Source organism: Actinoplanes flavus (genome assembly GCF_017592555.1).
GTDB lineage: Bacteria > Actinomycetota > Actinomycetes > Mycobacteriales > Micromonosporaceae > Actinoplanes > Actinoplanes flavus.
This window is the reverse complement of the sequence record NZ_JAGFNS010000006.1, coordinates 278,480-291,421: the sequence shown is the minus strand read 5'-3', so window position 1 is coordinate 291,421 and position 12,942 is coordinate 278,480. Positions and strand designations below refer to the sequence as shown.

The following is a 12,942-nucleotide window of genomic DNA, read 5'->3' as shown; positions in this document are numbered from 1 at the left end:
TGAAGATCACAATCGGCGTGAGAGAGTGTTGACCATGCTGCGTGCTCGCCGACTCGCCTCCACCGTTGTCGCCGCGTCCCTGGCCGTGGGCGGCCTCTCCGCCTGCGACTCGGAATCGAGCGTGGCCGCCTATCTCGGCGACGCCGGCCAGGTGTCCGAGCGGGAGGTCCAGCGGATCTGGGACGAGTCGTACCCCGACTTCGTCGCCCAGGCCGAAGCCGAGGCCCAGGCCGAGGCCGAGGAGGCCAACCAGGCGCAGCGCATGAACGAGGAGGCGCGCCGTAGCGCCGGGCAGGACGTGGACCCCGCGCCGGCGGTCACCCCGTCGCCGGCGCAGGTGCCGATCGACCGGGGCGACGTCGTGGACCAGCTGGTCGCCCGGGAGCTGTACGAACAGGTCGCCGCCGAGCGCTCGGTCACGCTGCCCGCCCAGGTGCCGTACGCGGAGGAGGCCGCCCAGCGCAAGCTGCCCGCCGACGCGGCGTACACCAAGCTCTACATCGACAACCTGTACATGCAGAGCCTCCTCATCCAGTCGTTCCTGTCGGAGACCCCGCCGACTGACGCGGACATGCGCCAGGTCTACAACAGCCTGGCCGCCAGTGGCGGCGTCGAGCCCGGTCAGGACTTCACCACCTGGCTGTCCCTCCAGTCCGAGCAGAACCGGAAGGTGGTGGCCGCCGCCGCGAAGGTCCGTGAGCAGGTCGATGCCGTCGCCGACGAGCTGAACGTCAAGGTCAACCCGCGCTACCAGCCGCTCGACGTGAGCGTGCTGGAGATCCAGGGTGAGAACTATCCGCTCCAGCTTCTCGGCACCGACCTGGGCGTCGAGCAGCAGTCCGTACCGGTGGCCGACCTCCCTTGAGCACCCGGATCATCCTGCTGGTCACCTCACCCCGGCTGCCGGCCGGGCTGCTGACCGCGGAGGCGTGGGACGCCGTCCGGGCGTACCCCGTCTTCGCCGCCGCGGACAGTGACCAGGCCGCGGCCCTGCGGGTGACCGGTGTGCCGGTCACAGTCCTTCCGACCGACGCGCAGGGGCTGCTCGACGCGATCGCCGGGCAGCCGGCCGCCGTCTGGCTCGCCGGGCCGCACGGCGACCAGGACTTCGCCCGGCAGCTCGGGCTGCGCCTGGCCCGCGAGCCGGGCCTCGCCGAGCTGGAGCTGATGTACGGCTCGTGGGACCCGCCCGGCGCCCGGCTGCTGGACGCCGTCGCCGTGATGGACCGGCTGGTGTCACCCGGCGGCGACCCGTGGAAACGGGCGCAGACCCACCAGACGCTCGCCCCCTACCTGCTGGAGGAGGCGTACGAGGCGTACGACGCGATCGTCGGCGACGACCCGGACGCGGCCCGTGAGGAGCTCGGCGACGTGCTTCTCCAGGTGGTGCTGCACGCCCGGCTCGCCGAGGAGCGCGACGAGAGCGACCGGTGGAGCATCGACGACGTGGCCGGCGGCCTGGTGGAGAAGATGATCCGGCGCAATCCGCACGTCTTCGCCGGTGAGCGGATCGAGGACATCGAGGAGATCACCGCCAACTGGGAGCGGATCAAGCGCGAGGAGAAGACGCGGGACTCGGTGCTGGACGGGATCGCCATGAGCCAGCCGGCGCTCGCCCTGGCCGCGAAGATCCTGCACCGGGCCGAACGGGCCGGTCTCGAGGTGCCGCTGCCGGCCGGCGAGGACCTCGGTGGTCTGCTGCTGCGGGTGGTCGCCGAGGCCCGGGCCGCGGGCCTGGACGCCGAGGCCGAACTGCGGGCCGCCACGCTGACTTTCGCAGAGGCGGTGCGTGCGGCGGAAAATGTCGGTCCCTCCGAGTAGGTTTCACGGCATGCCGGAGTTCGTACCGCTCGCCGAGCGGATCGTCGACGCCCTGCTGGAGAGCGATCCCGCCACCGCGTCCTACGCGGGCGACCACCGTTTCGACGACCGCCTGCCCGACCACTCCGACGCCGCCGTGTCCGGCCGGGTCGCCATGCTGCGTGACGCCGGTGACGCGCTCAGCGGCGTCGATCCCGACGGTCTCGATCCGGAGGACCAGGTCGACCACGCGATCCTGACCGCCCAGGTGGAGCGGGCGCTGTTCGAGCTCACCGAGATCCGCGAGCACGAGTGGAATCCGTTGGAGCACAATCCCGGGCCGCTGCTGCACGGGCTGATCGCCCGCCCGTTCGCGCCGCTCGGCGAGCGTCTGACCAGCCTGGCCGGCCGGCTCGGCGCGATTCCCGACGCCCTGGCCACGGCTCGTGCCGTGCTGCGTGACGTGCCCCGCGTCCACGCCGAGACCGCGGTCGGCCAGTTCGCCGGCACGGCCGGGCTGATCCGTGCCGAGATCCCCGCCCTGCTGGCCCGGGAGCCGGGCCTGCGCTCGACCGTGGAGCCGGTGGCCGAGGCCGCGCTGGCCGCTCTCGGCGAGTTCGACGGCTGGCTGCGTGCCCGGCTGGAGGGCGGCGATCCCGGCCGCGACCCACGGCTCGGCCGGCGCCTGTGGGAGGCCCGGCTCTGGCACACTCTCGACACCGAGCTGTCGGCCGCCGAGGTGCTCGCCCGCGCCCGGGAGAATCTGGACCGGGTCGGCGAGGCGCTGCGGGAGGCCTCCGCCGAGCTGGCCGGTGGCCCGGCCACCGACGAGACGGTCCGGCGGGCGCTCGGCTCGATCGCCGAGCGGCACCCGGACAACACCACCATCGTCGGGCTGGCCAAGGTGACGATGGGGGAGGCGACCGAGTTCGTCCGGGCGCACGACATCGTGTCGCTGGTGGACGATCCGTGCGTCATCGAGGAGATGCCGGAGTTCGCCCGGGGTGTCGCGGTGGCCTATTGCGACCCGCCCGGTCCACTGGAGACGGCCGACGTCCCCACCTTCTACTGCATCGCCCCGGCCCCGGCCGACTGGCCCGCTGAGCGGATCGCCAGCTTCTACCGGGAGTACAACGACGAGATGCTGCGCAACCTCACCGTCCATGAGGCGATGCCCGGCCACTTCCTGCAGATCGCCCACTCACGGCGGTTCCGGGCGGCCACCCGGGTGCGCTCGCTCGGCTGGTCCGGCCCGTTCGTCGAGGGCTGGGCGGTCTATGCGGAGGAGTTGATGACCGGCCTCGGCTTCGGTGGCCTGCCGGTCCGGTTGCAGCAGCTCAAGATGCAGTTGCGGATGAGCCTCAACGCGATCGTCGACCAGCTCACGCACTGCGAGGGGCTGCCCGAGTCCGAGGCCATGGAGCTGATGACCGGGCGCGGCTTCCAGGAGGAGGGCGAGGCGGCCGGCAAGTGGCGGCGGGCGCTGCTCACCTCGACGCAGCTGTCCACCTACTTCGTCGGCTACACCGAGGTCGCGGCGATCGCGGCGGCCCGGCCGTTCGGCGCCACCCCGAAGGCGTGGCACGACGCCATGCTGGCGCACGGCTCCCCACCGCCCCGCCACCTGCGCGCGCTGCTCGGTGTCTGAGCTTTCCGGTGGTCAGTCGGTCCGGCGGTCGACGAACCGGGCGCCCGGCGGCATGGCGAAGTCGTGGTCGGCGGCCCGGGCCTGGTAGTCGGTCAGCACCATCTCGACCGGGGTGCCGGCGACCGTCCCGGTGAAACCGGCGATGGCGCCCTCGACCGTCACACAGACGTCGAAGTCGGGAGCCGGCACATGATCGACGCCACCCAGGCGCAGACAGGAGGCGGTCCGCTCGGCGATCGTGGTCTCCCGCGTCTGGACCGCCAGGTCCGGGTCGATCGCCGCCGCGTTCAACAGCGCGAGAACCGTGTCCGGGGTGACCAGACCGGCGGTGGCCGGCAGTTCGTCGGGGGCGCCGTGCGGGTCGGTGGCGGTGCACACGGTCTCCGCGCCGGTGGTGACGCAATGGGTGAGGGCGTCCGGAGTCCGGATCAGATTGCCGGACGGAAACGCGTAGGCGACCCGGGCCGGCCGCTGCGATCGGGTGATCCGGCCGGTCGCGCCGCCGGCCAGCCGGTAGGTGGCCGTCCAGCTCTGGCCGCCCGCGTCGGCCAGCCGGTCGGCGACCTCGCTGACCAGGTCGGTTCCGGCGGCACCGGCGGCGCCGGACGGTTCGATCCCGGTGCAGCCGGAGGCGCCGAGAAGGCCGAGGAGGAGCAGGGGACCGGCGAGCGCGGAGCCGGCGCGGATGCGGCGCGGGGTGGCGGGCACGTGACCACCCTTACGTACCCGTGCCACCCCGCGCAATCGAGTATCCCGTGGCGACCGTCGATGAATAGAGGGCCAATGGACGGACAATTCACGGGCCGGAAGACCCCTATTGAGAATCGGTATTTCCCGTCCGATATCCGGTAATCATCGGAGGCTGACGGCCTCGGCCATCACGTCGTCCGCCATCGCCTCGGCGGCCGCGGCCTCGCGGCGGGCCATGGCCTGGAGCCGGAAGACGTACCGGCGAATGATCTTGGCCTGCTGCTCGTTCCGGTCGAAGATCGCCACCATCTCGACCATGACCGGGCCGCGCACCGGGACCTGCTGCCGCAGCGAGCTCACCCGCAGCGCGGTGGCCGGGAACTGGACCACCTCGTGGCCCAGCTGCACACGGAGCACCATATGGTCGCCCGGCCGCAGGTCCACGTCGCTGAAGTGGGCCCGCACCGACCGCTCGCTGATGTCGTGCACCCGGCCGGTGACCTGCGGTTCGTCGGCGCGTGCCAGCACGATGCTCTCGCCTCCGCCGCCGCGTACGTAGTGCCGCAGCTGTTCGATCTCCGGTTCGCCGGGCAGGGTGACGTCGATCCGGTTCTCGTCGAGCCGCACCACGGTCCCGTGCTGGACGAACCGGCCACGGGGACCCGCCGGCCAGCGGACGGTCACCGGGGAGCCGGTCGTCAGCGGGACGTCGGCGCGGGCGAGGGACAGGGTCACGGTGGCGTCGGTGACCCGGACCACCCGGACTTCCGGGAGGGTCCGGCCCCCGAGGTCCATCTCGACGTGTGACCCGTCGGCGGGAAACAGGCTACTGGTCATAGTGCCCAAGGATTCGGCAGCTCGGCCCCGGGTTTGAGGCATAGCGGGCGACGAGTTGACCGGCCCCGCGAACAAGACATTGCCCGACTCGATACGCTCTCCGGTGTGGTCGGCCCGCAGGGTCGCGGACCGAAACTGTGTATTCGTACAAACGTTAGGGAGCGACACGACCAATGGCCACCATTGAAGCAATCGTCGCCCGCGAGATCCTCGATTCCCGGGGCAACCCGACCGTCGAGGTCGAGGTCGGCCTGGACGACGGCTCGGTCGGCCGCGCCGCGGTACCGTCCGGTGCGTCCACCGGCGCCTTCGAGGCGCTCGAGCTGCGTGACGGCGACAAGGGTCGCTACCTCGGCAAGGGTGTCGAGAAGGCGGTCAACAACATCGAGGAGCAGATCGTCGAGGAGCTCGTCGGTTACGAGGCCTCCGACCAGCGCCTGATCGACCAGAAGATGATCGACATCGACGGCACGGACACCAAGTCCTCGCTCGGTGCCAACGCGATCCTCGGCGTCTCCCTCGCCGTGGCGAAGGCCGCCGCCGCCTCGGCCGAGCTGCCGCTGTTCCGCTACCTCGGTGGGCCGAACGCGTCGCTGCTGCCGGTTCCGATGATGAACATCCTGAACGGTGGCGCGCACGCCGACTCCAACGTCGACGTGCAGGAGTTCATGATCGCCCCGATCGGCGCGCCGACCTTCCGCGAGGCCGTCCGCAGCGGCGCCGAGGTCTACCACGCGCTCAAGTCGGTGCTGAAGAAGAAGGGCCTCTCCACCGGCCTCGGCGACGAGGGCGGCTTCGCGCCGAGCCTGTCGGCGAACGTCGCGGCCCTGGAGCTGATCGCCGAGGCCGTGCAGGCCGCCGGTTACACGCTGGGCAGCGACATCGTCCTGGCCATGGACGTCGCGGCGACCGAGTTCCACAAGGACGGTGCGTACGTCTTCGAGGGCGCCCCGAAGTCGACCGAGGAGATGATCGCGTACTACGCGAAGCTCGTCGCCGACTTCCCGATCGTCTCCATCGAGGACCCGCTGGGCGAGGACGACTGGGCCGGCTGGAGCGCGATGACCGCCGAGCTCGGTAGCAAGATCCAGATCGTCGGCGACGACCTGTTCGTCACCAACCCGCAGCGCCTGGCCCGCGGCATCGCCGAGAACGCCGCCAACGCCCTGCTGGTCAAGGTGAACCAGATCGGCTCGCTCACCGAGACGCTGGACGCCGTCGACCTGGCCCACCGGGCCGGCTTCAAGACGATGATGTCGCACCGGTCCGGCGAGACCGAGGACGTCACCATCGCCGATCTGGCCGTCGCGGTCGGCTCCGGCCAGATCAAGACCGGCGCCCCGGCCCGGTCCGACCGGGTCGCGAAGTACAACCAGCTCCTGCGCATCGAGGAGCAGCTGGAGAGCGCCGCCCGGTACGCCGGTGCGGGCGCGTTCCCGCGTTACCGCGTCGGCTGACCCTCCGGCGTCGGATCATCGGGTTTGTGGCACCCGCCCTCGGAGACATAGATTTCCGGGGTGGGTGCCACGAACACGTGACGGTCAGCGGGGGAGGGCGAGATGGCGGAACGCCGCACACCGAGCGGCCAGGGCCCGGCCCGGCGAGCCGGTGGCCGCCCCACCCCGCCCCGCACCAGGAACACCGGCCCGATCCGGGTGCCGGCCGCTCGGCGTACCCCCTCGGGGTCCGGCGGCGCAGCCGCGAAGCGCACCGAGGCACCACGTCCGCGCGCGCTGACCGGCCGGGCCACCGTCCTGATCGCGCTGGTCGTGGCGCTGGCGCTGGCCTACACGTACCCCGTCCGGGTGTATTTGAAGCAAGAGGCCGAGATCGCCGAGATGGAGCGGGCGCAGGCCGTGCAGCGGGCCGAGATCGCCGAGACGGCGAAGACCCTGGAGAAGTGGAACGACCCGGAGTACCTGCGCATTCAGGCCCGGGAACGGATCTTCTACGTGCGCCCGGGTGAGACGCCCCTGCTCGTCGTCGACGACAAGGACCGCGCCGCCCGCACCGCCGCCGAGCAGACCCCGGCGGCCGCCCCCGACCGCTGGTACGACACGCTGTGGAGCAGTGTCCAAGCCGCCAACGCAGAGCCCCAGGACTGATTTCGGACTGATGGAAGAACCCACAACCGCCGACCTCGACATCGTGGCGGCCCAGCTAGGCCGTCGTCCCCGTGGCACGCGGGCGGTCGCGCACCGTTGCCCGTGCGGCAACCCCGACGTGGTGGAGACCTCGCCGCGCCTCGACGACGGCACACCGTTCCCCACCCTCTTCTACCTGACCTGCCCGCACGCCACGGCCGCATGCAGCCGCCTGGAGTCGGCCGGTGTGATGCGCGACATGCAGGAGCGTCTCAGCACCGATCCGGAACTGGCCAAACGGTACGCGGCCGCGCACCAGGACTATCTGGACCGGCGGACCGCCATCGAGGACGTCCCGGAGATCAGCCACGTCTCGGCGGGCGGCATGCCGGACCGGGTCAAGTGCCTGCACGTCCATCTCGGGCACGCGCTGGCCGCGGGCCGCGGCGTCAACCCGTTCGGCGACGAGGTGCGGGACGCGATCGAGCCGTACTGGGCCGGCGGCCCCTGCGTGCGCCCGGCGGTCGACGAGTGATCGTCCGGCGCGCCCGGACCGGGGACATCAAGGCGATCCGGGCGCTCGTCGACACCTATACGACCGATCGGCGCCTGCTCAGCAAGGCCACCGTCACCCTGTACGAGCAGGTGCAGGAGTTCTGGGTGGCGGCCGACGAGCAGGACCGGGTCATCGGCTGCGGCGCCCTGCACGTGATGTGGGAGGACCTCGCGGAGATCCGTACGGTCGCGGTCGACCCGGCCCGCCGCGGCCGCAAGATCGGCCACCGGATCGTGTCGGCTCTGCTCGACCAGGCGCGCGAGCTCGGCGTACGCCGGGTCTTCTGCCTCACGTTCGAGACCCGGTTCTTCGGGTCGTTCGGGTTCACCGAGATCGACGGGGCCGCCGTGCCGCACGGGGTCTACGAGCAGTTGCTGCGCTCCTACGACGAGGGCGTGGCGGAATTCCTCGACCTGGAACGGGTCAAACCCAACACCCTGGGGAACACGAGAATGCTGCTGCACCTATGAGCGAGCCGGCGAGCGAATCATCGAGGTCGGGTGAACTCGTGGCGACGCCGGAGCGAAGCGGAGGTGGCGGCGCGAGCGTTCGGGTGGCCGCGATCGACTGCGGCACCAACGCGATCCGTCTGCTGATCGCCGACGTCGACGGGGACAAGCTGACCGACGTCTCCCGGCGGATGGAGATCGTGCGGCTGGGGGAGGGCGTCGACCGTACTGGGATGCTCGCTCCGGCCGCGATCGAACGCACCCGGCAGGCGCTGCTCGGCTACGCGGCCGAGATCGCCGAACTGGGCGTCACCCGGGTGCGGATGTGCGCCACCTCGGCCAGCCGGGACGCGTCCAACGCGCAGGACTTCCGGGACATGGTGCGCGGCGTGCTCGGCGTCGACCCGGAGGTGATCACCGGCGAGCAGGAGGCGCAGCTCTCCTTCGACGGCGCCGTCCGCGGCCTCGGCGCGGACGGCCCCTACCTGGTCTTCGACCTGGGCGGCGGCTCCACCGAGTTCGTCACCGGCACGACCGGTGTCGAGCGCGCCATCTCGATGGACATCGGCTGCGTCCGGATGACCGAGCGGCACCTGCACTCCGATCCGCCCACCGCGGCCGAGCTGGCCGCCGCCGAGGCGGACATCATCGAGGCCGTCGACACGGCGCTGGCCGCCGTGTCCGGCCGGGAGGCCAGGACGCTGGTCGGTCTCGCCGGGACGGTCACCACCGTCGCGGCTCTCGCTCACGACCTGGAGGGGTACGACTCCGCGCGCATCCACCACAGCCGGGTCGAGGCTCCGGCCGTGGCCCGGGTGACCGCCGAGCTGCTGGCCATGACCGTCGCCGAGCGTCGCGCGCTGCCCGTGATGCACCCCGGCCGGGCCGACGTGATCGGTGCCGGGGCCCTGATCATGAAGCTGATCATCGAGCGGTCCGGCCACGACTTCGTGATCGCCTCGGAGCACGACATCCTCGACGGCATCGCCTTCGGCCTGGCCGTCTGATCTCCCGCACCGCCCCTGGAGGGTAGTGCGCTGTTGACGGTACTTCGGAATGCGCAGTAGTGTGCTCCGCGTGGATCCGACCCAGCTGCTCAAGGGCGTGCTAGACCTCGCCGTCCTCGCCGTCCTGCGCGACGAGGACGGTTACGGCTATGACATCCTGCGCCGCCTGCGCGCGGCCGGGCTGGAAGACGTCGGTGACGCCTCGGTCTACGGCACCCTGCGCCGGCTGTTCAACAACGGCCTGCTCAACAGCTATGTGGTGCCCAGTGACGAGGGCCCGCACCGGAAGTACTACGCACTCAACGCGGCCGGCCGCACCGAGCTGCAGCGCTCGGGCAAGGTCTGGAGCGGCTTCGCATCGATCATGGATGATCTTCTTCGCGAGCGGGGGAAGGCGTGAACCTCACGGCACAGGACGAGATCGCCGTCTACGTGGAGGGCGTTCGGCTGGCACTGGCCGGTCTGCCGCCCGCCACCCGGGACGAGTTGCTCGAAGACCTGCCCGAACATCTGGCCGAGGTGCTCGCCGAGGGCGGCGGATCACTCACCGACCGGCTCGGGCCACCGGAGGCCTACGCCGCCGAGCTCAGCGCCAGCGCCGGCTTCGCTGCCGGCGGGCAACCCACCTCCCGCTACGCGGCGGTCACCGACCGGGCCGCCCGGCATCGTGCGCGGATCAACCAGGCGGTGCGGGGAGCCGACGTCCGGGTCGGGCCCCTGCTGGGGTACGCGAAGGCCAGCGAATTCCTGGTGCTGCTCCGTCCTGCCTGGTGGGTGCTGCGCGGCTACCTGGCGGCCATGGCGGTCGCGTTCATGTTCGACGGCAACTCCCGGCTGGGCCTGATGCCCCGGCTCGGCGGCGACGACTTCGCGGCCGTCCTCCTGCTGGCCCTCGGCATCCTCGGCTCCATCTGGCTCGGCCGCCGCGGCACACCGACCCGCAAGTGGCCCCGGCGCGCCTTCCGCCTCGCCACGGTCTACCTGGTGCTCTTCGCCCTGATCGGCTTCTTCGAGGTCGACTCCGCGGCCCAGCGCGACGGCTACAGCGAGGTCGGCTACACCGGCTGGAACGAGTTCACCGACGTCCGGGACGTCTACGCCTACGACGGCGACGGCCGCCTCGTCTCCGGCGTGCAGCTCTACGACCAGGACGGCAACCCGATCCGCCTGGGCGAGCCCTACTGCGAGGACCCGACCAGCGGCATGAGCGTCCCCAGCCGCACACTGGGCTACCCGCACTGCCCGGAGGCCGCTCCCTACCACCCCGGCGACCCGTCCGCCGTCACCCCGCCGCCGGACGCCTCCACCCCGGGCTCCCCGGCCCCGTCCGCCCCGGAGGCCTCCCCGAGCGGTGCGGCTCCGGCGGCCGACTCGTCCTCGAAGCCGCCCGCGCCCTCCAGCAGCGCCCGGCCTCCGGCGGCCAAGGAACCGGCCCGGGTCGGCTAGCGGGCAGGGGGATCGCGCACGAGCGGCGGTGATCGCTATCCTCGCGTGCCGACGATCGATCTCCGGTCGTGCCCCTGGAAAGGAACACCTGATGACTGACCCGGTTGTGCCCACTCAGCCCGGCGGCGCCGTCCCGCCGGACGGGAGCGGGACCGTCATGCCGTCGAGCGGCGCCTCCGGGTCCGACGTCTCCCCGAGTTCCCCGCCCACCATGGCTCCGGAGCCCTCGGCGTTCCCGGCCCCCCAGCCCGCCGTGGCTCCGGGCTGCTCCGCGTTCTCGCCCGCCTCCGCCGCGGCGCCGAACCACCCCGCGGATCACGCTGCGGCGCCGGGCGCCCCGGAACCCGGTTTTCCGCCGGCCGAAGGTGCCGTGCCGGGTTTTCCGCCGCCCGGGTTCACTCCGCCCGGCTTCACTCCGCCGGACGCCGCCCCGCCGAAGAACAAGGTGCTGGGCAAGGTCCTCGCCGTCCTCGGCGCGGTCGTGGTGATCGCCGTCGTCGCGGTGGTCAAGGTTCTGCTCGGCGGGCTGCTCGGGGACCCGACGGGGGACGCGAAGGCCGGTGACTGCATCTCGATCGGCAAGGAACTGGGCACGGAGGTGTCCGAGACGACGGCCGAGGTCGTCGACTGTTCCTCGAGCGACGCCGGCTACACCGTCGTGGGCCGGGTCGAGGGCACCACCGACGTCGCGGGCACCGCCTGCGACCAGTTCTTCAAAGAGGGCGACGAAGCGATCATCCTGGCCGGCGACAGCTACCTGCTCTGCGTGGTCACGAAGTCCTGACCGCTCACCCACCACGCGATCCTCCCGGCTCCCAGCGCTGCCTCCGCCGTGAGACGGCTCCGGGAGCCGGCTGGATCCGGTGGACCCGGATGTGCGGAGATGCGGGCGGGATGTTGTGCTGGAGGGGTGTTGCCGTCCGGCGCGTCCGCGCGTACCCCTGAGGAAGTCGTCGCCCAGGCGGCCGGGGCCGCCTCGCTGAGCGTGCTCGACGCCGGGATCGCGGATTGTTTCGCCTGCCCGCGCCTGGTCGCCTGGCGCACCGACGTCGCCGTGACCCGGCGGGCGGCGTTCCGGGACCAGGAGTACTGGGGCCGGCCCGTGCCCGGGTTCGGCCCGGCCGACGCCGAGATCGCCGTCCTGGGGCTGGCCCCGGCCGCGCACGGCGGGAACCGCACCGGGCGGATCTTCACCGGCGACCGCTCCGGTGACGTGCTCTTCGCCGCGCTGCACCGGGCCGGCCTGGCGAATCAGCCGACCAGCGTCGCCGCCGACGACGGCCTGGAGTTGCGGCACACCCGGATCTTCGCGGCGGTCCGCTGCGCGCCGCCGGACAACAAGCCGCTGCCGGAGGAGCGCGACACGTGCGCGCCGTGGTTCCAGCGGGAACTCCAGTTGATCCAGCCGACCGTACGCGTCGTGGTGGCGCTCGGCGCCTTCGCCTGGGCGGCGTGGTGGCCCGCGATGACCGCCGCCTACCGGGTGCGCCCGCCGGTGCCGCGCCCGAAATTCGGCCACGGCGCCCAGGTCAGCGTGCCGGGAGCGCCCACCCTGCTGGGCTGTTTCCACGTCAGCCAGCAGAACACCTTCACCGGCCGTCTGACACCGGACATGCTCGACGAGGTGTTCGCCCGTGCAAAGGTTCTGGCGGGCCTGGCATGATGCGAGGCCTGTCGACAAACCCCGAGTCACGGATCTGAGCTACCCATGGATTTAGCCGCACTGCGCCGATGGTGGCCACTGGCCGCCGTCCTCGGGTTGCTCTTCGTGGTCGCGCTGGCCGCGACCCGGTCCGCGCCGCAGCTCGACCAGATCAAGCCGGAGTCGACCGCCACGACCCGCCCGCCGCTGCTGCCGCCGCGCCCGTCGGTGACGCCCAGCCTGTCGGACTCCATTCCGGAGCCGGCGCGGCAGCTGCCCGGCTGGGTGGGAACCGTCACGCTGGTGGTGCTGAGCGTGATCGCGCTGCTCATGGTGGTCGGCCTGACCTGGGCGCTGGTCCGTGACTATCTGCGCCGGCGCCCGGCCCGCAGCGGGAAACACGAACCACGCCGGCCGACCCGGACGGCCGACGACCTGGTGGCGGCGCTCGACGCCGGCCTGGAGGAGCTCTCCGACACCGACCGTGACCCACGCCGGGCGGTGATCGCCTGCTGGGTGCGGCTGGAGGACGCGGCGGCCGCGGCCGGCACGCCACGGCACCCGGGGGACAGCCCCACCGACTATGTCGGACGGCTGCTGGCCGAGCAGCGGGTCGACGCCCGCGTGCTGGCCGCGCTGCTCGAGGTCTATCGCGAGGCGAGGTACGCGACGCACACCGTCGACGACCAGATGCGGCAGCAGGCCCGGTCCGCGCTGGAGCGGCTGCGCGCCGATCTGGGCGCGACCCGGGCCGGGGCGGTCTCGTGAGCGGGTTCAGGCATC

The 12,942-nt window shown here is 72.0% G+C and carries 15 protein-coding genes; 13 read left to right on the top strand and 2 right to left on the bottom strand.

The features are described from left to right. Positions 1-34: 34 nt before the first annotated feature. The 3 genes from J5X75_RS11705 to J5X75_RS11695 are packed head-to-tail and all read left to right on the top strand — an operon-like array spanning position 35 to position 3,448. Positions 35-865: a hypothetical protein gene (locus J5X75_RS11705; RefSeq protein ID WP_208467370.1), complete on the top strand. Its 831-nt coding sequence runs from the start codon at positions 35-37 to the stop codon at positions 863-865. Then, positions 862-1,821, top strand: a complete 960-nt coding sequence (locus tag J5X75_RS11700; RefSeq protein ID WP_208467369.1) for a nucleoside triphosphate pyrophosphohydrolase — start codon at positions 862-864, stop codon at positions 1,819-1,821. Before J5X75_RS11705 ends, J5X75_RS11700 begins: the two co-directional genes overlap by 4 nt. A 10-nt stretch (positions 1,822-1,831) precedes the next feature. Then, the gene (locus tag J5X75_RS11695) at positions 1,832-3,448 is read left to right on the top strand and encodes a DUF885 domain-containing protein (protein WP_208467368.1); all 1,617 of its coding nucleotides are present in this window, start codon (positions 1,832-1,834) and stop codon (positions 3,446-3,448) included. Positions 3,449-3,460: 12 nt separating this feature from the next. Here the strand turns inward: J5X75_RS11695 and J5X75_RS11690 are convergent, their stop codons facing one another. Together J5X75_RS11690 and J5X75_RS11685 are read right to left on the bottom strand one after the other, a co-directional pair. After that, entirely contained in the window at positions 3,461-4,156 is a 696-nt protein-coding gene (locus J5X75_RS11690) for a hypothetical protein (protein WP_208467367.1), read from the bottom strand. Between the two features lie 144 nt (positions 4,157-4,300). Beyond that, positions 4,301-4,975: a PilZ domain-containing protein gene (locus tag J5X75_RS11685; protein ID WP_208467366.1), complete on the bottom strand. Its 675-nt coding sequence runs from the start codon at positions 4,973-4,975 to the stop codon at positions 4,301-4,303. A 173-nt stretch (positions 4,976-5,148) separates the two neighbouring features. Here J5X75_RS11685 and eno point away from each other — a divergent pair, with 173 nt between their 5' ends. The 10 genes from eno (at position 5,149) to J5X75_RS11635 (ending at position 12,927) form a co-directional block, all read left to right on the top strand. Next, positions 5,149-6,432, top strand: a complete 1,284-nt coding sequence (gene eno / locus J5X75_RS11680) for a phosphopyruvate hydratase (protein WP_208467365.1) — start codon at positions 5,149-5,151, stop codon at positions 6,430-6,432. Between the two features lie 102 nt (positions 6,433-6,534). Further along, a complete protein-coding gene (locus J5X75_RS11675) occupies positions 6,535-7,080 on the top strand; it encodes an FtsB family cell division protein (RefSeq protein ID WP_208467364.1) in 546 nt (181 codons plus the stop codon). A gap of 10 nt (positions 7,081-7,090) precedes the next feature. After that, positions 7,091-7,594: a DUF501 domain-containing protein gene (locus J5X75_RS11670; RefSeq protein ID WP_208467363.1), complete on the top strand. Its 504-nt coding sequence runs from the start codon at positions 7,091-7,093 to the stop codon at positions 7,592-7,594. After that, the gene (locus tag J5X75_RS11665; protein WP_208467362.1) at positions 7,591-8,085 is read left to right on the top strand and encodes an amino-acid N-acetyltransferase; all 495 of its coding nucleotides are present in this window, start codon (positions 7,591-7,593) and stop codon (positions 8,083-8,085) included. The genes J5X75_RS11670 and J5X75_RS11665 overlap by 4 nt, the downstream gene beginning before the upstream one ends. A gap of 83 nt (positions 8,086-8,168) precedes the next feature. Beyond that, positions 8,169-9,071, top strand: coding sequence for a Ppx/GppA phosphatase family protein (locus tag J5X75_RS11660; RefSeq protein WP_307798036.1), 903 nt, complete (start codon positions 8,169-8,171; stop codon positions 9,069-9,071). A 70-nt stretch (positions 9,072-9,141) separates the two neighbouring features. Continuing rightward, positions 9,142-9,471 (top strand): PadR family transcriptional regulator, encoded by a 330-nt coding sequence (locus J5X75_RS11655; RefSeq protein WP_183222961.1) that lies wholly within the window; start codon positions 9,142-9,144, stop codon positions 9,469-9,471. Continuing rightward, positions 9,468-10,517 carry an HAAS signaling domain-containing protein gene (locus tag J5X75_RS11650; protein WP_208467360.1) on the top strand — a complete coding sequence of 350 codons (1,050 nt, stop codon included), beginning with the start codon at positions 9,468-9,470 and terminating at the stop codon, positions 10,515-10,517. The genes J5X75_RS11655 and J5X75_RS11650 overlap by 4 nt, the downstream gene beginning before the upstream one ends. Positions 10,518-10,608: 91 nt before the next feature. Beyond that, complete coding sequence (locus tag J5X75_RS11645; protein WP_208467359.1) at positions 10,609-11,301, top strand: LppU/SCO3897 family protein; 693 nt, start codon at positions 10,609-10,611, stop codon at positions 11,299-11,301. A 99-nt stretch (positions 11,302-11,400) separates the two neighbouring features. Then, positions 11,401-12,180: a uracil-DNA glycosylase gene (locus J5X75_RS11640; RefSeq protein ID WP_208467358.1), complete on the top strand. Its 780-nt coding sequence runs from the start codon at positions 11,401-11,403 to the stop codon at positions 12,178-12,180. A gap of 45 nt (positions 12,181-12,225) precedes the next feature. Continuing rightward, positions 12,226-12,927, top strand: coding sequence for a DUF4129 domain-containing protein (locus tag J5X75_RS11635; RefSeq protein ID WP_208467357.1), 702 nt, complete (start codon positions 12,226-12,228; stop codon positions 12,925-12,927). Positions 12,928-12,942 lie beyond the last annotated feature (15 nt).